Consider the following 23628-nt stretch of genomic DNA (forward strand, 5'->3'; position numbering starts at 1 on the left):
GCGTTCAGCAGCAAGTCAGGGGCCAATGGGGAGAGTCGGCGGCTTGCACACACAGTGCGCAAGCCATGGACATCTACAGTCGCGGGATCGTAACACTGTTGGAACTCAGTGGCAGAGGCAAGTCGGTTCCTGCAAAAAAAGCGTCATGCGTAGGCGAGGGCTTTCTCTTCCAGCAGTTCCTCATACAACGCCGTCCATTTGCGACCCATTTCGTCCGCCGTGAACAGGTTCTGATAACGGGCCTGCGCCTTCTCGCCCATTTGCGCCGCCAACACCGGGTTTTCCCAAAGCGTGCGCATCGCCTCGCGAAACGCTGATGGATTGCTCGGCGGCACCACCAGCCCGGTCTCGTCATGGATGTTTATGTAGCTGGTGCCCGTGCCAATCTCACTGGAGATCATCGGTTTGCCATACATCGCACCTTCAAGCAGCGAAATGCCGAAGGCTTCGGAGCGCAGGTGCGAGGGGAACACGATGGCGTAGCTCAGTTGCAGCAGCGCCACCTTGTCCTCGTCCCCCAGGCGTCCGAGGAAGTGCACATTGCGCAGCCCCAAGGCAGCGGCCTGGGCATGCAGCTCTGCTTCCAGCGGCCCGGCACCGACAATCACAGTCGGGTAATCCAGGTCCTTCAGGGCATCGAGCAGGATGTGCAAACCTTTGTAGTAGCGCATCACACCCACAAACAGAAAGAACTTGTCGCCAAGCTTTTGCCGCCAGTGAGCCATTCGATCGCTGTCCGGCAGTGGGTAGCCTGCCTTGTTCAATCCATAGGGGATCACTTGGGTCTTGTGCTGAAACTGTTGCAACACATCACTGGTGTGCAGGTAATTGGGCGATGCAGCGACGATCCGGTCGGCGCTGTGCAGAAAGCGGTTCATCAGCGGCCGGTAAAGTCTGAGCAGGTGTTTCTGGCGGATAATGTCCGAGTGGTACGTCACCACGCTGGGTTTTTTCAGGTCGCTGGCGAAATGCACCAGGTCCATGAACGGCCATGGAAAGTGGTAGTTGACCACGTCGGCCTCGGCCGCCAGCTCGCGGAACTGTTTGAAGACGCTCCAGGAAAACCCTGTGGAAGCGAACTGAATGTCGAGTCTGGCCCGATGGACTTCATGGTGAGCGATCTGCATCGCCGCGGGGGTCGGATCGGCACTGAGTGTCAGCACCTTGCCTTCAACGCCGTGCAGGGCACCGCTTTCGCACAACTGGAAAATCACCTGTTCGATCCCGCCGACCGAGTCAGGCAGGTACGTCTTGAAAAAATGAAGAACTCGCATTCAATCTCCCATGGCCTGGCGGTAAGCGCTGGCCGTGACTTGCGCGCAGCGTTCCCAGGTAAAAAGCCTTGCCTGTAGCAATCCGGCTTCCCGGCATGCCTGCCAATGCGCTGGATCCTCAATCAGACGGCTCATTGCATTACGCAAGCCGTCGGGGTCATCAGGTTCAATGTAATTGCCCGCAGAGCCTGCCACTTCGGGCATGGCCGAGCGTCGAGTCAGAATGACCGGCGTGCCGCAGGCCATGGCCTCCAGCACCGGCAGGCCAAAGCCTTCGTATAGCGACGGAAAAATCAATGCCCGGGCGCCGGCCAACAGCTGCGCAACGTGCTCGTCAGGCAGATAGCCCAGCAAACAGACATGACCGCTGGCCAGGGCCTGGTGTAATTCTTCGCTGAACTGCTCGCGCTGCCAGCCCGCCATGCCGACGATCAGCAATGGAAAACGCTGACGGACTGATTCCGGCAATCGGGCGTGGGCGAGCAGGGCGAGGGACAGATTCTTGCGCGGTTCCAGGGTTCCGACACAGAGGAAGTATTCCCGTGCTTCGACGCCATGGGTCTTGAGTACGGCGTCGATAGCCTCGGGGGGCCGCGGGTGAAAACGCGCGGCTGCACCCAGCGGTGCAACAACAAACCGCTCCGCCGGTAGCCTGAAATATGCCCGGGCTTCGTCGGCAATGTATTGCGAGTCGGTAAGAATCAGGCTGGCCTGTTGCACGCCGTCGGCTACGCGCCGTTCGATTTCTCGCAAGCGCGCCGGTGGCTGCGTTTCAGGGTAGTGCAGGTGAGTCAGGTCATGCAGGGTGATGACTGTCGGGCCGTCGAACGACAGCGGCCACAAACTCGGTTCGTGGTAGAGGTCGATGGCTTGCGCGCTGCCTTGATCGAAGCGTTTCTGTTCCAGCCACCGTCGGGCCTGATAGGCCCCCGGAATCTGCCGCAGCAATGGCGTCAGTCGGGAATAACCGGGCATGGCCGCTTCAGGCAGCACAGTGCTCCAGCCCCAGCCATGAAACAGCGCCAGTTCAATATCCGGTTGACCCACCAGGGCGTTTGCCAGTTCGGCGACGTAGTGGCCGATGCCGGTGCGCGGCGCCTGGAGAATTCGGGCGTTAAGAGCAATGCGCATGTTGCCTCTCTTGTACGAGCGGCACGTCCGGGAGATTGCGCAGGGTGCGTTCGGCCAATTGCGCACTGGCTTCACGCCAGCCGATCCAGCGCCAGTGCGCGATGTCGCGAGTGGCCGGGAACTGACCGCTGCGCTCGAACCCCATGACCAGATCAGCCAGGCTTTGTGGCTCGGCCAGATCGAAGTACGCCATGAACTCGCCGCCGATTTCACGAAAGACTGCAATGTCGCTGCCCATGGCCGGCAGCCCACGCTGCATGGCTTCTACCAGCGGCAGGCCGAAGCCCTCCACAAAAGACGGAAACACCAGTGAGCTGGCGTGGATGTAGGCATGTTCGAGGCTGGTGTCGCTCAGGTCATTGAACATGAACAGGCGTTGGTTCAGCTGCGGGTGATTGCGTATGCGGGCCAGCAGTGCATCGCATTTCCAGCCGACTCGCCCGGCAATGCACAGCCGGGTTTTGGAGCCCGCCGCCCAGGCCCGTTCGAAGGCGTCCAGCAGGTAGGCGTGGTTTTTGCGCGGCTCGATGGTACTGACCATCAGGAACACCGGTTCCGGCGTCGCGAACAGTTGGGCAAGACGCGGTTCTACGTCAGCGCTGACTTCGCTCAGGTCGAGTTCGGAGCCCAGGTGGAAATAATCAAACCACAACTCGCTGGCCTTGGCAGGGCCCAGGCGGCGCTGAACCTCCTCGCGCACCTGGTCACGCACTGTTGCGGAAATGGCCACGTAGCCATCGGCGGTTTGGGTGATCCAGTCGAACCACTCGTTGAATACCTGCACCAGCCGTGTGTCGTAGAACTGTGGGTGAGTCAGGGGAATCAAATCGTAGATCACTGAAACGATGCCCACGCCTTCACGTTTGAGCTGTTCGGCAAACGGAAAAAAGTCGGTGTGCCAGGATGAATCCAGCAACACCAGTTGATCTCCCGGCTGATGCTGCAACGGTGCGCAACGTTTGGGCAGTTGATACTGGTTGATGCCCTCGATCGCACGCAGTGGAAGGCTGAAACAGGTGATCGCGGTCACCCGGTAGGCCACGTGCAGCAAACGCTTGATCGCCCGCGAGTTGCTTCGGTTATGCAAGCGCTGATGCAGTTGCCAGAAGCGGTGAGCCAAGCGCCCAAGTCGTCCACCAAAGGTCATCAAGGCATCGAAAAACGGGATGTTCAGCGCGCCGAGTTTCAGTACCCGATAGAGTTTGCCCTGCAGCAACACCACAGGGATGCATTCAACACCGTCGACCGAATCCGGTAGCTGGTTGACGACGTTGCGCACCACCCGCTGAATGCCCGAATTGACCTTGGGGTGTTGGAATACGTGGGTGCACTCCACCAAAAGACGCGTCATGGCGTGCCCTCCGAGGTGACCGGCGCGCTCAAGCGCGTGACGGTGGTCTTCGCGGCCAGCCACGAGCAGCCGACAAAATCTTCCTGCCGGTTGTTGATCACATGGAACACCAACCCGTAGTCGCGCCACTCGAAGTTGCGGTCCAGGTGCGAATCCAGGCGTGACAGGCTCAACGCCACGGAATAGTTACCCTTGCCCAAGCCCATGACGAAAGCGAAGCGGTAGGTCACACGCTCGCCAGCCTGCAGATCGGTCAGCGCCTGATCCTGGCGATGGGTGTTGATGCCGTACATGGCCTGGCCAAGGCGATCCTTGATCATGAAGCCCAGCACCAGCCGCTCGATGTCCTGGCGAACTTCGACATTCACCTCCAGCACCACCGGCTGGCCGACTTCGGCGGCATCGATGGCGCGTTCATGTTTGTCGAGCAGGCGAACGTTCAGAATCCTGGCTTCACCCGTTCCCGAAATGGTACTGAGCTGGCCGCCAGCGAGGGCTTCCTGGCGCACGGTCTGTCCTTCACGCTCGGCGAGCAGGGCGTTGTAGTAGTCCATGACCGATTCGGGGGTGTCGTGCATGGCCATGTAGCCGTTTTCCAGGAGGATCGCCGAGTCGCAGATCGACTGAATCGCCGAGCGGTCATGGGAGACGATCAACAGCGTGGTACCAGCTTTGCGAAAGCCGCGGATGCGGTCGAAACTTTTGTGCTGGAAGTAGGCGTCGCCCACCGACAGCGCTTCGTCGACGATCAGAATGTCCGGGCGCCGCGCGGTGGCCACGCTGAACGCCAGGCGCATTTGCATACCGCTGGAATAGGTGCGCACCGGGTGGTCGATGGCGTCGCCAATTTCCGCGAAACGTTCGATTTCCGGCATCAGCGCTTCTATCTCTTCGACCTGCATGCCCAGCAGTTGCCCGGCCATGACCGCATTCTGCCGGCCGGTAAAGTCCGCATGAAAACCCATGCCCAATTCCAGCAGGGCAGCGACGCGGCCTTCGAGCTCGATGGTGCCGCAGGTGGGTTGGGTGGTGCCGGTGATCATCTTCAACAAGGTGCTTTTGCCGGCACCGTTGACCCCGACGATACCCACCGATTCTCCGGGGGCAATCTGGAAGGACACGTCCTGTAGCACCCAGTGCTGGCGATGGCGGATCGGTGAGAACGGGACCAGCCATTCAACCAGTCGACTCCAGCGGGTAGGGTATTGTTTATAGGCCTTGCCAAGGCCGGTGACGCGTATGTGCCCCATCAGAGTTCATCCACCATTTCACCGACCCTCTGCCGAAACAGCCGCAGTCCGATGACCAGGAGCAATACGCTGGCGACCATGATCGGCAGCAGCGAACTCCAGACGGGCCATTGGCCGTACAGGAAGATGTTCTGATAGCTGGTGATCAGGTTGGTCAGGGGGTTGAGTTGCAGCAGGCGCTGCACCCAGTCGGGCAGGATGCTCATCGGGTAAACGATTGGCGTCAGCCAGAACCAGAATTGCAGGCAGATGGCGAAAAATTGCCCGACATCGCGAAAAAACACATTCAATACGCCAAGAATAATCCCCAGCCCGGCACAGAACATCACCTGTAACGCCAGCAGCGGAATGAGTGCCAACAGCGCCAGGCCCGGCAGGCGACCGGTGATCAACAGAAAGCCGAGGAACAGGCCGATGATGATCGCGAAGTTGATACCGGCATTCAACAGCACGATCACCGGCAGGCAGATCCGTGGAAAGCTGATTTTTTTCAGCAGGTTGGCGTTATCCAGAAACATGTTCTGGCTGCGCACCGTGATTTCTGCAAACAAGCCCCAGGTCAGCAACCCGGCGCAGAGGTAGATGCTGTAGGCCATGCCGTCATCTACCCCAGGCAAGCGCGCGCGCATGATCTGGGAAAAAATCACGGTGTAGACAATGATCATCGACAGTGGATTGAGCACGGTCCACAGGGCACCGAACAACGAATTGCGATAACGCGCCTGAAACTCTCGCTGGACGCTACCGAGGATGAACCCTCGATAGCTGCCCAGCGTGCGGTAAAGGGAAAGCAGCATTCAAACCGTCCTGCCGTATTGATCTTCGAAGCGGACGATGTCGTCCTCTCCCAGATATTCGCCGCTTTGCACTTCGATGATCACCAGGTCGATCACGCCGGGATTCTCCAGGCGATGCTTGTGACCGGCAGCAATGAAGGTCGATTCGTTCTTGGCCACCAGATGAGTGCCGGTGCCATTGTTGGTGACCTTGGCCATGCCTTCGACCACCACCCAGTGTTCATTGCGATGGTGGTGCATCTGCAACGACAACTTGGCGCCGGGCTTGACCACGATGCGCTTGATCTTGAAACGCGGGCCTTCCTCAAGCACTGTGTAGGTGCCCCATGGCCGGCTGACCGTCCGGTGCAGGCGATAGGCTTCGTGCTCTTTATCCTTGAGTTGCCGGGCCACCCGGCGCACATCCTGGGCGCGGTCGGCGTGGGCCACCAGCACCGCGTCGGCGGTGTCGACGATGATCAGGTTATCCACACCCACGGTCGCGACCAGACGGTTATCGCTCTGGACGAAATTGTTGTGGCTGTCGATGAAAATCGACTCGCCGACGGCGCGATTGTTCTGTGCATCCGCCGGCACCAGCGCGGCCACCGCACCCCAGGAGCCGATATCGCTCCAGTCGAAACGGGCGGGCACGACAACCACCTTGTCGGAGCGCTCCATCAATGCGTAGTCGATGGAAATGTCCATGATTTCGCCAAACAGGGCCGGTGACAGTTCCTGTTGCACGCTCCCGGCGTTTTCCACGGGGGCGCTGGCGGCCATGCAGGTTTGTGTCTGCTCCAGCAAAGCCGGCGCATGGGTTTGCAGTTCGGCCAGCAGGGTGGCGACCGAGAAGCAGAACATCCCGGAGTTCCACAGGAAGTTGCCGCTTTCCAGGTAATGAGTCGCGGTTTGCAGGTCGGGTTTTTCGACGAAACGCCGCACCCTGGCAGCGCCTTTATCGTCCAGTGATGTGCCGGCTTCAATGTAGCCAAAGCCGGTTTCCGGAGCGGTCGGCACCACACCGAAGGTCACCAGGTGACCGCCCTTGGCCAATGTCACGGCATGCTCGACGGCGTCCTTCAGCGCATCGACATTGACGATCAGATGGTCGGCGGGCATGACCAGCATGATCGCGTCGTCGCCATGCAGGGCCTGGAGCGAGAGGGCGGCGGCGGCAATGGCCGGCGCCGTATTGCGCCCCGTCGGCTCCAGCAGGAAGTGACCGCGATGGCGGCCAAGGTGCGCGTCCCGAAAGTGATCCTTGCTCTGGAAGTAATACTCGCGGTTGGTCACCGTGACGATATCGCCCCAGCCGTCGAGCAGGTCCGCGGCACGCCGATAAGTCTTGGCCAGCAGCGACTGGCCGTCAGGCAATGCCATGAACGGTTTGGGATGGCCTTCACGCGACACCGGCCACAACCTTGTCCCGGCACCGCCGGAGAGAATCACGGGAATCAGCATGGCCTACTCCTTGGCAACGCGTTTCATGTCCGCATCCATCATCATGCGGATCAAGGCATCCAGATCGGTTTTTGGCTTCCAGCCCAGCACACGCTGGGCCTTGGCCGGGTTGCCGAGCAACACTTCCACTTCGGCCGGGCGGAAGAACGCCGGGTCGATCTTCACGTAGTCGCGGTAGTTCAGGCCCACATGATCGAAGGCGATCCGGCACATCTCGCGCACGGTGGTGGTCACGCCGGTGGCCACCACGAAGTCGTCGGGTTTGTCCTGTTGCAGCATCAGCCACATGGCCTCGACGTAGTCCCCGGCAAAGCCCCAGTCACGCTTGGCGTCGATGTTGCCCAGGCGCAGTTCCTGCTGTTTGCCCTGCTTGATCCGGGCGGCGGCGTCGGTGACTTTGCGCGTCACGAACTCGATGCCGCGCAGCGGCGATTCATGGTTGAACAGAATCCCGCTGCTGGCGTGCAGGTTGAAGCTTTCGCGGTAGTTCACGGTGATCCAGTGGCCATACAACTTGGCCACGCCATAAGGGCTGCGCGGATAGAACGGTGTGTTCTCGTCCTGCTGTTCGGCCTGGATCAGGCCGAACATTTCGCTGGTGGACGCCTGGTAGAAACGCGTGTGCGGACTGAACTGGCGGATCGCTTCGAGCAAGTGGGTAACGCCCAGGCCGTCGACGATGCCGGTGGTCACCGGTTGATCCCAGGAGGCCGCGACAAAGCTTTGCGCGGCGAGGTTGTAGACCTCGTCCGGTGCCGACTTGATCACCGCGCGCTGCACTGAACAGGCATCGGCCATGTCGCCGTCCAGGTAGACGATGTCCGCTTCGACCCCCATCTCACGCAGACGCCAGCGCGAATCGCTACTGCGACGCGCGACCAGGCCGTGGACTTTGTAACCTTTGTCGAGCAGCAGTTTGGCCAGATACGCGCCATCCTGGCCGGTGATACCTGTGATCAATGCACTTTTAGTCATTCTTGTCGTACTCGCTTCTCCCAGTCGGACAGGATCGCCCGCAGGGATTGTTGTGTTGTGATTTCAGACTTCCATCCGGTGATCCGGGTCAGCCTTTCAGGGCTGCCACACACCCGACGCTGATCCGCGCGGCGAAGTCGCGCAGGGTCCTGGACGAGTTGCAGGTCGACCTGGGCAAGATCTGCCAGTTGTGCGATCAAACTGCGAATGCTCTGCTCGCGCCCCGAGCAAATGTTGTAGACCTGCCCCGGCGTACCTTTTTCCAGCAAGGCCAGGTAGGCCGAGACCACGTCCCCGACATCGAGGAAATCGCGTGTGACGTCGATGTCCCCGACTTCCAGTTGTGGCGCTTGCAGGCCTTGCCTGATCCGGCAGATCTGACGGGCGGCGCTGGCGATGACGAAGCTGTCTTTCTGCCCGCTGCCGATGTGGTTGAACGGGCGGGCGACCAGTACGGGCCAGCCTTCGCTCAGGCCCCATTGCAAGCTCAGGAACTCTGCCGACAGTTTGCTGACGGCATAGGGATTGCGCGGGCAGGGTGGCTGCAATTCAGTGATGGGCAGATCGGCTTCAGTGACCTGGCCATAGACATCACCGGAGCTGACATACAGAAACGTGCCGCTGAATCCGCGTGCCTTGAGGGCTTGCAGCAGGTTCAGGGTGCCCAGCAGATTGACATTCAGGGTGCCCGCCGGATCACGAAAGGCTTGCGGGACGAAAGTCTGGCCGGCCAGGTGAATCACCGCATCGGGCATTTCCGGCCACAAGCCTTCGAGACTGTCCGGCACAGCGAGATCGTAGCGGCAAGGAACAGGCAAAAGCTCCCATTCCGAGGCATCAGCCTGTAAACGCGACTGGATGTGTTGTCCGACGAATCCGCTCAGACCCGTGACAAACAGACGTTTTTTCAAACAGCGACCCCTTGGTCATGCATTTCATCCACTTTCCACAGGCTTTATGGAACGGTTTCACGAGTCGAAATGATCGCTCGAAAATCAGGTGAAATGTTTGTTGTAGTTGTTTGGTAGCCAATCTGTGCCATTTGCTCGGCAATTTCAACAGGTCCAATCGTGACCGGTCAGTTCTCGTCAGCGTAGCCCGATTTATTCTCGTCGGGCGGTTCACGAATCCTCAACGGATGTGGTTAGAATGCCCCTCGTCACGATTATCCGGGGTTCGGCAGCGTCGCTTCGAAACTGCGGGAAACTGACCACTAAAACAAGAACGAAGGCGGGCAGGAAGACGATGGACGAGCGCCAGTAAACACTGACTCGAACCGTGTCCTCCCCGTCATGGCGTGAGGCTGCCGGGATGGCGGCGTCACCGTGGGATACCATGAATTTTATTCTTTACTCCGACGTCAACGACAGCTCCATCAGCCAGAGTCTCGGCCGTCCCGAGTACAGTTACTATTTCGTGCTCAAGGCGTATCGCCCTGTACTCGAAAGCCTTGGGCGAGTGCATGTGGTGTCCTCCACCGCCGAGGTCGATCCGCTCTACAAACAATTATCGGCCGCCGGCGAAGACAGTCTGTTCCTGTCATTTACGCCACCGCAGAAAACACCGAACGACCTTGAGTGCCCGACGATCTGCGTGGTGGCCTGGGAGTTCGATTCGATTCCCGATGAGCAATGGGATAACGATCCGCGCCAGGACTGGACGCAAATGCTGGCGCGGCAGGGCCGGGTGATCACGCTCTCCAGCCATACCGCCCGGGCGATTCGCCGGAGCATGGGCGAAGACTTTCCGGTGCTGGTGTTACCGACGCCGTTGTGGGAAAACTTCGCCGACATTCGTAGTCGCCACACCAGCGCCCCGATCAGCGCCGGCTCGACCCTGGACATCAAGGGCTGCATCTTCGATACACGCACACTCGGGCTGAGCGCCGATGCACTGATTCCTGTCGTGCCGACCGCCGAGGAACTGGCGGCACTCGGGGCCGAGCTGGAGGCATTGAAGCCACCGCCGCTGACGCTCAAGCGCCGCTTCGTGATTGCTCGCCATTATCTGCATATGTGGCGCCTGGACAAAGGCAAATCGCTGCCGATCCCGGTGCATCGCACCCATTTTCTGAGCCAGTGGTATTGGGAAGGGATTCGCGACCTGTTGTCGCAAGCCGCCCATGAGCGCCTCGCCGAGTGGTTGCCGGCCATCGCCGGCCCGCAGACGATTGCAGTGCCCGAGCCAGAGCCGCGAGCGTGGCCGGACACCACCGCCCGGGTTGAAACACAGGTTGACGGAGTGGTGTACGTCACCGTGTTCAACCCGCGTGACGGTCGCAAGAACTGGCATCAACTGATTACTGCATTCTGCTGGGCGTTCCGCGAAACGTCTGACGCGACGCTGGTGCTGAAGATTACCCAAAGCGATCTGTCGTCCTACCACGACGAACTGATGACGTTGCTCGCGCAGCTTTCGCCGTTCGCCTGTCGGGTGGTGGTCATGCACGGCTACCTGGACGATCCGCAATACGCCCGGCTGTACGAAGCCGCCAGTTACTACGTCAATGCCTCACGCTGCGAAGGGCTGTGCCTGCCGCTGATGGAGTTCATGGCCAGCGGTAAACCGGTGATTGCTCCTGATCACACGGCCATGGAGGACTACATCGACGAGCGTGTGGCGTTTGTGGTCAAGTCCAGCGAAGAGCTGACCATCTGGCCGCAGGACACTCGCATCATCTACCGCACCCTGCGTTACCGGCCGGATTGGGGTTCGCTGAAAACCGCTTACGAAAACAGCTACCGTCTGGCCAAGGAACAACCGCTGGAGTATCAGCGCATGTCCCACGCCGCCGTCGAGCGTATGCACGATTACTGCGCTTTCGCCCCGGTGCAGAAACGCATGGCGGATTTCTTCGGGCTGGCGCCACAGGCTTTGCCGACAGCAACCGTGACGGATAACGCCCCATGCTGATCATCATTCATTCGGAAACCAACCAGCACACCATTGCCCAGAACCTTGGCCGCTCGGAGTACAGCTATTACTTCGTACTCAAGGAGTACCGTCCCGTGCTGGAACGGCTGGGGCGAGTGGTAGAAGTCAGCGACCCGCAGACCGAAGTCGATGCCTTGTACCTGGACTGTTTGTCTCGTGGTGAAGCGTGCGTGTTCCTGTCGTTCTCACCGCCTCATCGCACGCCGGTCAATTTGACCTGCCCGACGCTGCCGGTGTTCGCGTGGGAATTCAGCACCATCCCCAACGAACCCTTCGCCGGTGACCCGCTCAATGACTGGCGCACGGTGTTGCGGGCAGCGGGTGCGGCGATTACACATTCCAGCTACACCGTGAATGCGGTACGCGAGGCGATGGGCGCCGATTACCCGATCATCGCGGTACCTGCCCCGGTATGGGACCGGTTTTCCGAGCGCGGCGCCCAGTTGCAACGTCAGCCCCTGGCCCGTCAGGTGCGGTTGACGCTCAAGGGGTTGCTGGCAGACAGCCGCGAACTCGAATTGCGAGCCTTCGGCCCCGTGGCAACTCGCGAAGGTGTGGGGATTGATTTCCAGGCCCCGCCGAGTGAACACGAGTTGGTCCTCGATGGCGTGATCTACACTTCGGTGTTCAACCCCGGTGACGGGCGCAAGAACTGGGAAGACATGCTCAGTGCCTTTTGCGTGACGTTTCGCGAGGTGGACGACGCAACGCTGGTGCTTAAATTGACGCACCACGATGCCGAAGAAGCGCTGACTGATATCCTTCACCACTTGTACAAGAACCAGTCCTACCGCTGCCGGGTCGTGTTGATTTACGGCTATCTGGCTGACGCGGACTATGAGCAGCTGGTGCAAGCCACGAGTTACGTGGTCAACACCTCCTACGGCGAAGGCCAATGCCTTCCGCTGATGGAGTTCATGTCCTGTGGCAAACCGGCCGTGGCGCCACGGACCACGGCGATGATCGATTACCTGGATGCCGATAATGCATTCCTGATTGACTCCACCGATGAGCTGACGGCCTGGCCACATGACCCGCGCAGGGCGTTTCGGACCTTGCGCTACGTCACCAATTGGGCGTCGTTGTGCAGGGCTTACCAATCAAGCTATGACGTGGCCAAGGGTGATCCCGAACGTTATGCACAGATGTCCGTGCACGCAGTGGCCAGCCTCAGGAAATTCTGCAGCCAGGCCACCGCCGAGCAGCGGCTTGGCGTATTTTTCGAGCGCCTGTTCGAGAGTGGTGCCGTGGAAACCCCCGAGGCATGATTCGCGCATTGGTCAGACGTTTCTTTCCGGAGACGAAACCCGAGCCCCGGCCCGCGCCGCTGCCGGTCGAGCAATCCCGTGTGTCGCCAAGAGATGTGGGCTTGCACGATGCGATGCATGACGGCTGGTTTTCGGGCGACAGCGGCGAATTGCTCAAAGGGTTTGCCATCACCGCCGACGACACCCTGCTGGATGTCGGATGCGGCGAAGGCGTGGCGACGTTGTTCGCGATCCGCCAGGGCGCCTCGGTGATCTTCACTGACAGCGAATACGACAAGGTCCATGACCTTGCCCGGCAAGTGGCCGCGCAATCAGACAAACCGAACCTGGGGCTGGTCAGCAACAGTTTGCCGCTGCCATTGGCCGAAGGCTGCGCCAGCAAAGTCGTGTGCATGGAAGTGCTCGAGCACATCGATCAGCCAGAGCCCTTCATGGCCGAACTGGTGCGCATGGGCCGCCCCGGTGCGCTGTACCTGTTGAGCGTGCCATCCCCGGTGGGCGAGCATTTGCAGAAAGGCATCGCCCCGGCCAGCTACTTTCAATCGCCCAATCACGTGCAGATTTTCAGCCCCGAGCGATTCGCCGCGCTGGTGGAGGACGCCGGCCTGGTCATCGAGCATCGTCAGGCATCCGGGTTTTTCTGGGTCATGGGCATGATCTTTTTCTGGGCCAGTGAGCGGGCCGCCGGCCGGGATTTGGGCGGTGCGGTGCGTGACCGGATTCAGGCGCCGTACCCGCCGCTGATGGAAAGCTGGGCGAAAACCTGGCAGGACTTGCTGGCCCAGCCCGACGGGTTGGCGATCAAGCGGATGCTGGATCAGTTCATGCCCAAGAGCCAGGTGATCATTGCTCGCAAACCTCATGTCCAGGAGGGCGAATGAGTAACGAAAAACGGATCATGGACATCGAATTGCTGCGCGGCATTGCGGTGCTTGGCGTGCTGTTTCATCACCTGCAGGACAGCCTGTTCGCGGCGGCCGTGCCATTGCTGCAGAGCATCACGCTGTACAACCAGCCGTGGTGGGGCGTGGATCTGTTTTTCGCGATCTCGGGCTTCGTCATTGCCCGCAGCCTGATCCCGGCCTTGCATCGTTGCACTACCGGTCGGGATTATTGGCAACAGACGCGCAATTTCTGGTTGCGCCGGGCTTTTCGTTTGCTGCCGTCGGCCTGGTTATGGCTGGCGCTGATGTTGCTGGCATGCCTTTTTCTCAACCGCTCCGGCGCGTTCGGCACGCTGCACGCGAACATTCAGGCGACCCTGGCCGGCATTGCGCAGTACGCCAATTTCCGCTTTGCCGACAGTTTTTATCGCTACGAGTACGGCACCAGTTTCGTGTACTGGAGCCTGTCGCTTGAAGAGCAGTTCTACCTGCTGTTTCCGTTGTTGATCGTGTTGTTTCGCAAACACCTGGTGTGGGCTTTGCTGGCGCTGGTTGCGGTGCAGTTGTTTACCTTGCGCACGCCGATCCTGATGGTGGTGCGCACCGACGCGCTGGCCCTTGGCGTGCTGTTGGCGATGTGGAGCGTGCAGCCTTCGTACCGACGCTGGGAGCCGACCTTCCTGGGTCGCCCATGGGCCGGCCTGTCGGCACTGGTCGGGGTTTCACTGGTGCTCGGTTTCATGGCGACGGACCGCTTCACCTTTACCCATTACCGGATCGGCGTGATTGGGCTGTTGTGTGCGCTGCTGGTGTGGATCGCGTCCTACAACCGCGATTACCTGATGCCCAAAGGCGCGTTGAAGAACGTGATGACCTGGATCGGTAGCCGCTCCTACGGCATCTACCTGATCCACATTCCGGCCTATCTGTTGGTCCGCGAATTCACCTTTCGGTTGCAGGAAGCCAACCTGCCGAACCCGGCGGGTCATCCGCTGCCGACGTTGCTCATCGCGTTCGGATTGATCGCCCTGTTGAGCGAACTCAACTACCGCTTCATCGAAATGCCCATGCGCCAGCGCGGTGCCTCGCTGGTACAACGCCTGAGCCCGTCCCGTATCGCCGTCCCATCCTCTGGAGCCACCTCATGCTGAGCCTATTGAAGAAACTCACGGCGGGCACGCCCGTGCCTGTGCAGCCAGAGACACCGCCTGCGCCACCCGTGGCGGAGAAGGTCGACCCCTATATGCTCGGCCTGCACGACGCGATGCTCAGCGGCTGGTTCAATCAGCAAACCGGCGAACTGTTCAGCGGATTCCCGGTGACCCCCGAGGACACGCTGCTGGACGTGGGCTGTGGTGACGGCGGCAACGTGCATTTCTGCGGGATGCGCGGGGCAAAGATCATCATTGCCGATATCGACGCGGCCAAGGTCGAAGCGACCCGTCAGCGCCTGAGCGATACACCGGCCCGCGACGTCGAATGCCACGTCACCGACTGCAACCCGCTGCCGATTGCCGATGCGACCGCCACGCGGGTGGTGTCGACCGAGGTCATCGAACACGTGGACGATCCAGCCCAGTTCCTCGCTGAACTGGTACGCGTCGGTAAACCGGGCGCCTTGTATCTGCTGAGCGTCCCCCATCCGAGCTCCGAAGACCTGCAGAAAGATATCGCGGCGGCCGAGTATTTCCAGAAGCCCAACCACATTCGCATCATCAGCGAAGAGCAGTTCAAGGCCATGGTCAGCGATGCCGGCCTGGAAGTGATCAGTCACAGCCAGTACGGATTCTACTGGTCGATGTGGATGCTGTTGTTCTGGGAAGCCAAGGTCGATTTCAGCAACCCGGACCATCCGTTGCTCAACCACTGGGCGGATACCTGGCAGGCGATTCTGGCCTCGCCACGGGGCACCCAGATCAAGCAGGCGCTGGATGCCGTGGTGGCGAAAAGTCAGGTGATCATTGCGCGTAAACCCTGATCACCCTGCTGTGGGTGCGACGGTCTGCAACAGACCGTCCGTCACTGTCATTGGCTGACAGTTGCCTTTGGTGAGAGGCCGCTTCCGGTCATTCCATCAAAGTCAGCAAACGGGTTTCAATACCCATTGGAGCTGGCCTTCTTTCTCTTGATTCACAAAATCCATCCAGTGATTGCAGCAATTTGGGTTGCGATCAGGTCAGCGTCAACAGCATTGTCATTCATCATGTCGTATGGGGAGGCCGCTAAGGGGCAGGCAGCTTAGGTAGGCACCTTTCGCGATACCACACCTCTCGTTTCACCCAAAATATTTTATGTTCTGCTGAACCCGTATGACTTTCCGCTGAACACCTGCGCATTGCATGGGCGATCCCTGCGATGAAATCCTCAGAAATCATAGCGAGGGCTCGCGAAGGCGTTGCTACCCGCCAAATCCAATGATTGCTTTGATTTCCAGGTACTCCTCTAAGCCGTAAACACCATATTCACGACCATTACCAGATCGCTTGTAGCCGCCGAACGGAGCCATTGGATTCCAGGCAGGGTAGTTCAGATGCACTTGACCCGCGCGGATACGAGAGGCAACTGCACGAGCAAGATCGAGGTTCTGAGCCTGAACATGAGCACCCAGTCCATATACCGTATCGTTTGCGATAACGACCGCCTCATCGATCGTTTCATACGGAATAATGCACAGCACCGGCCCGAAAATTTCTTCTTGGGCGATACGCATTGCGGTATCTACCTCGGAGAAAACTGTCGGTCGGGTGTAGAAACCCTTTTCATAACCCGGCACACGCCCTGGTCCGCCGCAAACGAGTTTTGCACCCTCACTCAGGCCAGCCTCGATCATGGCTTGCACGCGATTGAACTGGGCCTCGTTGGCAATGGGACCGAGCACTGAATCTTCGGATTGCGGATCACCCACGATGATTGCATTGGCGGTTTCGGCTGCCAGCGATTCGACTTCCGCCAGCCGGTCCTTAGGTACGATCATTCGTGTCGGGGCGCTGCACGATTGTCCGACGTTGCGGAATGCCGACATCACGCCTAATGGAACGGCTTTGGCAAAGTCGGCGTCGGGAAGCAGAATGTTCGGGGATTTGCCTCCCAGTTCTTGCGTGACGCGCTTCACCGTATGGGCGGCTGCCTGCGCGACCAGCGCGCCCGCGCGGTTTGAGCCGGTAATCGAAATCATATCGATATCCGGGTGCGCAGCGATTGCTGCGCCGACCTCGTGACCACTTCCGTTCACGAGGTTGAAGACGCCAGGTGGAAGGCCCGCGTCATGGACCAGTTGTGCAAAAAGCAGGGCACTCAGAGGCGACAGTTCGCTTGGTTTGAGGACCACAGTGCATCCGGCAGCTATAGCCGGGGCGACTTTCGCGGTGATTTGATAAAGCGGCCAGTTCCACGGAGTTATGAGACCACAGACGCCTATAGGTTCGCGTTCAATCGCGGTTCCCCCTTCAATCGTCCGGAAGCGATAAGTGGACAGGAGGTCACGGGCGACCCGAACGTGTTCGGCCGCGAGAGGCACTTGCATTGCCCGAGCGGAACTGATGGCAGCGCCCATTTCGAGAGAGAGAGCCTGCGCGAGCACCTCTTTTCGCTCAAGGATGAGATCGTAGATCTTTCCAAGGACAAGCGCGCGCGACTCTGCGCAGGTAGCAGACCAACCAGGAAACGCTGCACGCGCCGCAGCTACTGCCCGATCAACATCCTCGGCAGAGCCTTGCGCGACCTCTGCGACGACCTCTTCAGTTGCCGGATTTACCACGGGCAAACTTGCCGGAATTGCCGGGGAAGACCAACAGCCATTGATATAAAATTTGTGAGCCGTTTGCGGATCAACGCTGTAGCTATTCGAAGATTGTATTGTCATCTAACTGGCTCCCTAGAGCGGTGATGGGCACTGCAAGCAGCAGAGGGCGGTCTGGCTCGCGACCTTGCAAGGCCGCTGAAATAAACGACCAAGCCGAAGGTGGCCTTGGGATTGGCAAATCACCAGAACATCGCGGTGGCGACCAGGACATCGCTATGCCGGGTCTTCTCAATAAGCTAACAAAGCAGGCCAGATAAAATGTGCTGTTCTTCAGGTTCGCAAGGGAGAATCTGCTGTTTCTGTCAGGCTGACTTTGTATGAGAACAAGTTGAACCGATTTCGTCAGTAAACCTTCTGATAGACCGCCCAGTGAGACCATTCCTGGTCAGTGCGTTCGTAGGCACATCGGTGGCGGTGATGGGGCATATAGATAGGCCGGTGGGGGCGTGGTGATGCATCGTGCAACGCGCCACCTTTGTAGAGCTATCGCGACGCATACAGATGTTGCTTTGACCGGTATGTCACGCCTATCGCTAATAGAAGCAAGATTGTCCCATAGCGCATGACTCTTAATTAGCCCCCGCCTCACCTCGCAGCACAATCAGCGGGCGCATCCTCAGCGAAAGCTCTCTTTCTCCTTCCGCAAGTCATAAATACTGCCGCACATGGCGTTGTGCGTGGCTTACCAGCGCACCATAAAAGCCCGCAAAGGCTTAAGAGCAGGGGGTCGAGCGCCCGAGTCTGGAGCGTCCCGCAAAGTCTGCTGAGCAAGCCCTGCAAAACGGTGGTTTGTACCAAGCGGCCTATACTTTTAACAGTTTATGCATGGTCTCTTGGTGTTGTAATAAATCCGTGATGCAGCGTTGCACCGATGCTTCCAGAGCGGAGTAACTGCTTGCCCCGTCATGACCTCAACAATCATAAGGACCGCACTCATGAGCTTTCTTCGACCCAAGTTTATTACCTTTGACTGCTACGGCACGTTGACCAACTTTCAAATGGGGAACATGACGCGCGAACTGTTCGCTGATCGTGTCCCTTTCGAGCAAATGGATCAGTTCGTCAAGGACTTCTCTGCCTATCGCCTGGATCAGGTGATGGGTGACTGGCGGCCGTATGATGAAATCATCAAGACCGCCCTGGCGCGCGTCTGCAAGCGTTGGGGTGTCGAGTACAAGGGCGAAGGCCAGCTCTACTACGACGCCGTACCGTCTTGGGGCCCCCATGCTGACGTTCCAGCTGGCCTGGCAAAAATTGCCGACAAGATTCCGTTGGTGATTTTCTCCAACGCGATGGACGAGCAGATCATGTCCAACGTCGACAAGCTCGGCGCACCTTTCCATAAAGTCTTCACCGCCCAGCAAGCCCAGGCCTACAAGCCGCGCCTGGCTGCCTTCGAGTTCATGCTCGATAACCTCGGTTGCGGGCCTGAGGACGTTCTGCACGTGTCCTCGAGCTTCCGTTACGACCTGATGCCGGCCAACGACATGAAGATCAAAAACAAAGCCTTCGTTGCTCGTGGTCATGAACAGCCGGCGAATGCCGTTTATGGCTACCACCAGATCCCGGATATCGGCGCATTGCCTGGTTTGGTCGGTCTCTAAGTCTCAAGGCACTCTTCAAGGCAAAAGGGGTTAGACATGGGCAGTGAGTCCTATTGGCTCGATACCGCACCGCAATTCACCGGTGCACAGCTCGGCGCATTGCCCGGGCAGGTCGATGTGGCCATCGTCGGTGGTGGTCTCACTGGCCTGGCCGCGGCCCGAGCCCTGGCCTTGAAGGGGGCCAGTGTGGTGGTGCTGGAAGGAGGGCGGGTGATTGGCGAGGCTTCGGGGCGCAATGGTGGCCACTGCAGCACCGGCGTTGCCCAAGACTACGCGGCACTCAGCGCCAGCCTCGGTGCTGATAAGGCGCGTGCTTATTACCAAGCCTATGAAAGCGCCGTACAGAGCGTCGTTTCGTTGGTGGAGCAGGAGCAGATCGCCTGCGACCTCAAGCGCAATGGCAAGCTGAAGCTGGCCGCCAAACCGATGCATTACGAAGGTTTGGCGCGCACCTGCGAATTGATTCGACGGGAGGTCGACGCCGAGGTCGAGTTGCTCTCTCCAGAAGAAGCCCGTGCTGAAGCCAACTCGGCCCAGTTCCATGGAGGCATGCTGCAGCGCAACGGCGTGCAGATGCATGTCGGGCGCTTCGGTGTCGGGTTGGCCGAGGCGGCAGCTCGTCACGGCGCATTGATCTTTCAGGGCGTGTCAGTGACGGACTGGAAAGCCAGTGCCGGCGGCTATCAGGTCAATACCACCAAGGGCTCGCTACACGCCACGCAGATTCTGCTGGCCACAGGCACGTGCCAGCAGGGCGGATTGGGCTGGTATCGGCGGCGGATCGTGCCGGTGGGCAGTTTCGTGATCGCCACCGAGGTGCTACCGCAGGCCCTGATCGACAGCTTGCTACCGGCACGGCGTTCCTATGTCACCAGCCGCATGATCGGTAACTACTTCCGCCTGACACCGGACAACCGGTTGCTGTTTGGCGGTCGTGCCCGGTTTGCCATGTCCGACAGCATTTCCGACGCCAAGAGCGGCAAGGTATTGCAGGCGGCGATGGTCCAGATGTTTCCGCAACTGGCTAGCGTGAAGATCGATTACTGCTGGGGTGGCCTGGTGGATATGACCTCCGATCGGTTACCCCGCGCCGGGCAGCATGGAGGGGTTTATTACTCCATGGGCTACAGCGGTCATGGGGTGCAAATGTCGGTGCACATGGGGCAGGTCATGGCCGAGGTAATGGCTGGCAAGGTCGAGGCCAATCCGTGGCGCGAACTCGATTGGCCTGCCATTCCCGGGCATTTCGGCAAACCCTGGTTCCTGCCTCTGGTGGGTGCGTATTACCGCCTGCAGGACTACCTGCACTGAGTTCATGGTGTTGCTTTACGTTTCAACCACGCTGCACTTAATCAGCAGCACTTGAGCCTTATCATTGACGAAAGGTAGGACTGACATGACTGACAATAAAAAAAATATCGACTCCCAGCTGATCACCGGTGAAGAAAGTCTGCGCGTTTTCGAAGGGCTCAATCGCGGCATGTCACGCCGCAATGCATTGCAGATGCTGGGGTTGGCCGGGGTGGCTGTCGCGGGCGCCAGTAGTCTGTTCGGCGCCGCTGGCAAGCTGTTTGCCGATGATGAAGCTGCAAGCCCTGGCAAAGGCAAGCCCGGCGGTCGTATCCGCGTCGCAGGCTCGTCCAGTTCCACCGCCGACACTCTTGATCCGGCCAAAGGTTCAGGGTCCACCGACTACGTGCGCCATTACATGTTCTACAACGGTCTGACGCGTTTCGACAGTCATATGGTGCCGCAACTGGAGTTGGCCGAGCGTATCGAAACCACTGACGCCACGCTCTGGGTGATCAGCCTGCGTAAGGAAGTGACCTTCCACAACGGCAAGGCGCTGACCGCCGCTGACGTGGTGTTTTCGCTGTTGCGGCACAAGGATCCTCTCACCGGTTCCAAGGTCCTGCCGCTGGCGTCGCAGTTCGCCGAGGTCAAGGCCGTCGGTACCCACGAAGTGCAGATACAATTGAGCGGCCCGAATGCTGAATTGCCGTCGGTTCTTGCCGTCTCTCACATGTTGATCGTTCCCGAGGGTACGAGCGATTTCAGCCAGGGCATCGGTACCGGTCCGTTCAAGGCCAAGGAGTTCCAGCCCGGGGTGCGTTCGATTGCTGTGCGCAATACCAATTACTGGAAACCCGGCTTGCCCTACCTGGACGAGATCGAATTTATCTCAATTGCCGACGAGTCGTCACGGATCAACGCCCTGTTGTCGGGCGACGTGCACATCGTCAACGAGGTTAACCCGCGCTCAACGGTTCGCATCAAGGCCAGCCCCAAGCATCGGGTCGTGGACTCGCCGTCGGGTAACTACACTGACCTGATTATCCGTCAAGACCAGATGCCGGGCCAAAGCCCGGAGTTCACGCAGGCCATGAAATACTTGATGGACCGCGAGCAAATCAAGTCGGCGATATTCCGTGGCTACGCCCGGGTTGGCAACGATCACCCGATCGCACCGGGTGCGCGCTTCTTTAACGCCGACCTGCCACAACGTGCCTACGATCCGGAAAAAGCCAAGTTCCTGCTCAAAAAGGCCGGCATGGAAAGCATCACTATGCCGCTGATGTGCTCGCCGGCTGCGACCGGTTCGGTGGACATCGCCGTGCTGCTGCAGCAGTCAGCCAAAGAGGCAGGGCTCAAGCTCGACGTCAACCGTCTGCCGAGCGATGGCTACTGGTCCAACCATTGGGCGAAGCACCCACTGAGCTTTGGCAACATCAATCCGCGGCCCAATGCCGACATGCTTTTCTCGCAGTTCTTCCAGTCGACAGCACCCTGGAATGAGTCCGGCTGGAAAAACGAACAGTTCGACCAACTGTTGGTACAAGCCCGAGGTGAAACCGACGAGGCCAAGCGCGGCAAGATGTACGCAGATATGCAAACCCTGGTGCATGAGCACAGCGGTATCGGCGTGCCAGTGTTCATCAGCAACATCGATGCCGCCGATCAGCGAGTCAAGGGCTACGGCACCAACCCTCTAGGCGGTTTCATGGGGTACATGTTTGCCGAGCAGGTCTGGCTGGACGCTTGATGAAAGTTGGGTTTTTGCTGCAGCTACATTGCATGAGGATTGGGTGATGAATAGCAACACACTGTGGTTGATCGGCCGGCGCTTGGGCGCGGCGATCGTGACCTTGTTGATTGTGTCCATGGTGGTGTTCGCCATCACGGCGGTGCTGCCGGGAGACGCGGCACAACAGTCTCTGGGGCAATTCGCCACGCCCGAGCAGGTGGCAGCCTTGCGCCTGAAAATGGGGCTGGATCAGCCCGGTGTGTTGCGTTACCTGCACTGGTTGATGAGCCTGCTCAGCGGTGACATGGGGCAGTCGGTATCCAACGCCATGCCGGTCCGAGACTTGATGGCTGGGCGTCTGCCCAACACCCTGATGCTGGCGGCCGCCACGGCGCTGGTATCAGTGCCGGTGGCGTTGATTCTGGGTATCGGTTCGGCCATGGGCCGGGGCGGGCGCATCGACAGTGTCCTCAGCTTTTTTACCTTGACCATGGTGGCGGTGCCAGAGTTTCTGGTTGCGACCCTGGCGGTGCTGATTTTTGCGGTGAACCTGGGTTGGTTGTCGGCGTTGTCCTACGCCAGTGACATCACGTCACCCTGGCAATTCATGCGCACTTACGCCTTACCGGTGATGACGCTGTGCTGCGTGATTGTCGCGCAAATGGCACGCATGACCCGGGCGGCGGTGATCGATCAGCTCGACAGCCCTTACGTGGAAATGGCCCGGCTCAAAGGTGTGAGCAAGATTCGGATCGTTCTACGCCATGCCTTGCCCAACGCCATCGGGCCCATCGCCAATGCCATCGCCTTGAGCCTGTCTTACCTGTTGGGCGGGGTGGTGATCGTTGAAACGATCTTCAACTACCCCGGCATCGCCAGCCTGATGGTCGATGCCGTGACCAACCGCGACATGGCCCTGGTTCAAGCCTGCACCATGTTGTTTTGTACGGCGTATTTGACGTTGGTGCTGATTGCCGACCTGTGCGCGATTCTTTCCAATCCGAGGCTGAGAAATCAATGAACAATCTCATTGTGAAATCGCCGGCTACCACCAAATTGGCGCTGGGCAAGGTTTCCCACAGATCGTCCTGGCTCGGCCTGATCGGCGCTGCGATGTGTGTGATCTGGTTGCTGGTGGCCATCTTCGGCCCATGGCTGGCACCGCATCCGGTAGGGGAAGTGGTCTCCGACAATGTCTTCGACAACCTGAGCGCTGCTTACCCGTTCGGCACCGATTACCTGGGCCGCGACATGCTCAGCCGGATCCTCGTCGGCGCACGATTCACCGTCGGCCTGGCCTTGGTGGCGGCGGTGTTGGCCAGCGGTATGGGGACCAGCTTCGCGTTGCTGTCGGTGGTGTCGCCGAAGTGGCTGGATGAGTTGATCAGTCGCTTGATGGACGCCTTCATTTCGATCCCCAGCAAGATGCTGGCGTTGATCATGGTCTCGGCCTTCGGCTCCTCGGTCACCTTGTTGATCTGCACGGCGGTATTGAGCTTCACCCCGGGTGCATTCCGCATCGCCCGCAGCATGGCGGTGAACATTGAGGCGCTGGAGTACGTGCAGGTAGCTCGTACCCGTGGCGAGCGCCGGCTGTATGTGGCTTGCGTGGAAATTCTGCCGAATATGCTCAACCCGGTGCTTGCAGATCTGGGGCTGCGCTTCGGTTTCATCGTGTTGTTGCTCAGCGGTATGAGTTTTCTTGGCCTGGGTGTGCAACCGCCGGATGCCGATCTCGGGTCGCTGGTGCGCGAAAACATCGGCGGTCTCAACCAGGGTGCGCCTGCCATCGTGATTCCGGCTTTGGCCATCGGCACCCTGACCATCGGTGTGAATCTGTTTATCGACCGACTGTCGTCGCGACGTAGTCGACGTTCGGGAGGTCATTGA

General features: G+C 59.4%; 19 protein-coding genes. 10 read left to right on the forward strand and 9 right to left on the reverse strand.

Annotated features, from left to right (window positions below; all coding sequences use genetic code 11):
* Positions 1-143: 143 nt before the first annotated feature.
* The 8 genes from ACEN8Q_RS00640 to ACEN8Q_RS00675 are packed head-to-tail and all read right to left on the reverse strand — an operon-like array spanning position 144 to position 9132.
* The gene (locus ACEN8Q_RS00640; protein WP_413422472.1) at positions 144-1274 is read right to left on the reverse strand and encodes a glycosyltransferase family 4 protein; all 1131 of its coding nucleotides are present in this window, start codon (positions 1272-1274) and stop codon (positions 144-146) included.
* Positions 1275-2405, reverse strand: coding sequence for a glycosyltransferase family 4 protein (locus ACEN8Q_RS00645; protein ID WP_413422474.1), 1131 nt, complete (start codon positions 2403-2405; stop codon positions 1275-1277).
* The gene (locus ACEN8Q_RS00650) at positions 2389-3756 is read right to left on the reverse strand and encodes a glycosyltransferase family 4 protein (RefSeq protein WP_413422476.1); all 1368 of its coding nucleotides are present in this window, start codon (positions 3754-3756) and stop codon (positions 2389-2391) included. The genes ACEN8Q_RS00645 and ACEN8Q_RS00650 overlap by 17 nt, the downstream gene beginning before the upstream one ends.
* Positions 3753-5006, reverse strand: coding sequence for an ABC transporter ATP-binding protein (locus tag ACEN8Q_RS00655; RefSeq protein WP_413422478.1), 1254 nt, complete (start codon positions 5004-5006; stop codon positions 3753-3755). The genes ACEN8Q_RS00650 and ACEN8Q_RS00655 overlap by 4 nt, the downstream gene beginning before the upstream one ends.
* Positions 5006-5803, reverse strand: coding sequence for an ABC transporter permease (locus tag ACEN8Q_RS00660; RefSeq protein ID WP_085718594.1), 798 nt, complete (start codon positions 5801-5803; stop codon positions 5006-5008). The genes ACEN8Q_RS00655 and ACEN8Q_RS00660 overlap by 1 nt, the downstream gene beginning before the upstream one ends.
* A complete protein-coding gene (locus tag ACEN8Q_RS00665) occupies positions 5804-7246 on the reverse strand; it encodes a mannose-1-phosphate guanylyltransferase/mannose-6-phosphate isomerase (protein ID WP_413422480.1) in 1443 nt (480 codons plus the stop codon). It lies immediately after the preceding gene.
* Positions 7247-7249: 3 nt separating this feature from the next.
* On the reverse strand, positions 7250-8221 hold the full coding sequence (gmd, locus tag ACEN8Q_RS00670) for a GDP-mannose 4,6-dehydratase (protein WP_015094126.1): 972 nt from the start codon (positions 8219-8221) through the stop codon (positions 7250-7252).
* Positions 8218-9132: a GDP-mannose 4,6-dehydratase gene (locus ACEN8Q_RS00675; RefSeq protein WP_413422483.1), complete on the reverse strand. Its 915-nt coding sequence runs from the start codon at positions 9130-9132 to the stop codon at positions 8218-8220. Before ACEN8Q_RS00675 ends, gmd begins: the two co-directional genes overlap by 4 nt.
* Before the next feature lie 424 nt (positions 9133-9556).
* On the opposite strand from ACEN8Q_RS00675, the gene ACEN8Q_RS00680 reads away from it, so the two are divergent.
* The 5 genes from ACEN8Q_RS00680 to ACEN8Q_RS00700 are packed head-to-tail and all read left to right on the forward strand — an operon-like array spanning position 9557 to position 15285.
* Positions 9557-11134, forward strand: a complete 1578-nt coding sequence (locus ACEN8Q_RS00680) for a glycosyltransferase (protein WP_413704303.1) — start codon at positions 9557-9559, stop codon at positions 11132-11134.
* Positions 11128-12423, forward strand: coding sequence for a glycosyltransferase (locus ACEN8Q_RS00685; protein ID WP_413422487.1), 1296 nt, complete (start codon positions 11128-11130; stop codon positions 12421-12423). Before ACEN8Q_RS00680 ends, ACEN8Q_RS00685 begins: the two co-directional genes overlap by 7 nt.
* Positions 12420-13304, forward strand: coding sequence for a class I SAM-dependent methyltransferase (locus ACEN8Q_RS00690; RefSeq protein WP_413422489.1), 885 nt, complete (start codon positions 12420-12422; stop codon positions 13302-13304). Before ACEN8Q_RS00685 ends, ACEN8Q_RS00690 begins: the two co-directional genes overlap by 4 nt.
* Positions 13301-14458: an acyltransferase family protein gene (locus ACEN8Q_RS00695; protein ID WP_413422491.1), complete on the forward strand. Its 1158-nt coding sequence runs from the start codon at positions 13301-13303 to the stop codon at positions 14456-14458. The genes ACEN8Q_RS00690 and ACEN8Q_RS00695 overlap by 4 nt, the downstream gene beginning before the upstream one ends.
* The gene (locus tag ACEN8Q_RS00700) at positions 14452-15285 is read left to right on the forward strand and encodes a class I SAM-dependent methyltransferase (RefSeq protein WP_413422493.1); all 834 of its coding nucleotides are present in this window, start codon (positions 14452-14454) and stop codon (positions 15283-15285) included. Before ACEN8Q_RS00695 ends, ACEN8Q_RS00700 begins: the two co-directional genes overlap by 7 nt.
* 420 nt (positions 15286-15705) lie before the next feature.
* Here the strand turns inward: ACEN8Q_RS00700 and ACEN8Q_RS00705 are convergent, their stop codons facing one another.
* Entirely contained in the window at positions 15706-17169 is a 1464-nt protein-coding gene (locus tag ACEN8Q_RS00705; RefSeq protein ID WP_413704304.1) for an aldehyde dehydrogenase family protein, read from the reverse strand.
* A gap of 875 nt (positions 17170-18044) precedes the next feature.
* Between ACEN8Q_RS00705 and ACEN8Q_RS00710 the strand changes: the two genes are divergently transcribed.
* The 5 genes from ACEN8Q_RS00710 (at position 18045) to ACEN8Q_RS00730 (ending at position 23628) form a co-directional block, all read left to right on the forward strand.
* Positions 18045-18713: a haloacid dehalogenase type II gene (locus ACEN8Q_RS00710; RefSeq protein WP_413704305.1), complete on the forward strand. Its 669-nt coding sequence runs from the start codon at positions 18045-18047 to the stop codon at positions 18711-18713.
* Between the two features lie 36 nt (positions 18714-18749).
* Positions 18750-20024 carry an NAD(P)/FAD-dependent oxidoreductase gene (locus tag ACEN8Q_RS00715; protein WP_413704306.1) on the forward strand — a complete coding sequence of 425 codons (1275 nt, stop codon included), beginning with the start codon at positions 18750-18752 and terminating at the stop codon, positions 20022-20024.
* Positions 20025-20109: 85 nt separating this feature from the next.
* A complete protein-coding gene (locus tag ACEN8Q_RS00720; protein WP_413704307.1) occupies positions 20110-21756 on the forward strand; it encodes an ABC transporter substrate-binding protein in 1647 nt (548 codons plus the stop codon).
* Positions 21757-21802: 46 nt separating this feature from the next.
* Positions 21803-22759, forward strand: a complete 957-nt coding sequence (locus ACEN8Q_RS00725) for an ABC transporter permease (protein ID WP_008017120.1) — start codon at positions 21803-21805, stop codon at positions 22757-22759.
* On the forward strand, positions 22756-23628 hold the full coding sequence (locus ACEN8Q_RS00730; RefSeq protein WP_413704308.1) for an ABC transporter permease: 873 nt from the start codon (positions 22756-22758) through the stop codon (positions 23626-23628). Before ACEN8Q_RS00725 ends, ACEN8Q_RS00730 begins: the two co-directional genes overlap by 4 nt.

This window comes from Pseudomonas sp. Pseusp16 (genome assembly GCF_047324915.1).
GTDB lineage: Bacteria > Pseudomonadota > Gammaproteobacteria > Pseudomonadales > Pseudomonadaceae > Aquipseudomonas > Aquipseudomonas fluorescens_CD.

Bases quoted from the DNA above. Each gene is read 5' to 3' on its own strand.
- ACEN8Q_RS00640 (WP_413422472.1), bottom strand. From the start codon at position 1,274: ATGCGAGTTCTTCATTTTTTCAAGACGTACCTGCCTGACTCGGTCGGC.
- ACEN8Q_RS00645 (WP_413422474.1), bottom strand. From the start codon at position 2,405: ATGCGCATTGCTCTTAACGCCCGAATTCTCCAGGCGCCGCGCACCGGC.
- ACEN8Q_RS00650 (WP_413422476.1), bottom strand. From the start codon at position 3,756: ATGACGCGTCTTTTGGTGGAGTGCACCCACGTATTCCAACACCCCAAG.
- ACEN8Q_RS00655 (WP_413422478.1), bottom strand. From the start codon at position 5,006: ATGGGGCACATACGCGTCACCGGCCTTGGCAAGGCCTATAAACAATAC.
- ACEN8Q_RS00660 (WP_085718594.1), bottom strand. From the start codon at position 5,803: ATGCTGCTTTCCCTTTACCGCACGCTGGGCAGCTATCGAGGGTTCATC.
- ACEN8Q_RS00665 (WP_413422480.1), bottom strand. From the start codon at position 7,246: ATGCTGATTCCCGTGATTCTCTCCGGCGGTGCCGGGACAAGGTTGTGG.
- gmd (WP_015094126.1), bottom strand. From the start codon at position 8,221: ATGACTAAAAGTGCATTGATCACAGGTATCACCGGCCAGGATGGCGCG.
- ACEN8Q_RS00680 (WP_413704303.1), top strand. From the start codon at position 9,557: ATGAATTTTATTCTTTACTCCGACGTCAACGACAGCTCCATCAGCCAG.
- ACEN8Q_RS00685 (WP_413422487.1), top strand. From the start codon at position 11,128: ATGCTGATCATCATTCATTCGGAAACCAACCAGCACACCATTGCCCAG.
- ACEN8Q_RS00690 (WP_413422489.1), top strand. From the start codon at position 12,420: ATGATTCGCGCATTGGTCAGACGTTTCTTTCCGGAGACGAAACCCGAG.
- ACEN8Q_RS00695 (WP_413422491.1), top strand. From the start codon at position 13,301: ATGAGTAACGAAAAACGGATCATGGACATCGAATTGCTGCGCGGCATT.
- ACEN8Q_RS00700 (WP_413422493.1), top strand. From the start codon at position 14,452: ATGCTGAGCCTATTGAAGAAACTCACGGCGGGCACGCCCGTGCCTGTG.
- ACEN8Q_RS00705 (WP_413704304.1), bottom strand. From the start codon at position 17,169: ATGACAATACAATCTTCGAATAGCTACAGCGTTGATCCGCAAACGGCT.
- ACEN8Q_RS00710 (WP_413704305.1), top strand. From the start codon at position 18,045: ATGAGCTTTCTTCGACCCAAGTTTATTACCTTTGACTGCTACGGCACG.
- ACEN8Q_RS00715 (WP_413704306.1), top strand. From the start codon at position 18,750: ATGGGCAGTGAGTCCTATTGGCTCGATACCGCACCGCAATTCACCGGT.
- ACEN8Q_RS00720 (WP_413704307.1), top strand. From the start codon at position 20,110: ATGACTGACAATAAAAAAAATATCGACTCCCAGCTGATCACCGGTGAA.
- ACEN8Q_RS00725 (WP_008017120.1), top strand. From the start codon at position 21,803: ATGAATAGCAACACACTGTGGTTGATCGGCCGGCGCTTGGGCGCGGCG.
- ACEN8Q_RS00730 (WP_413704308.1), top strand. From the start codon at position 22,756: ATGAACAATCTCATTGTGAAATCGCCGGCTACCACCAAATTGGCGCTG.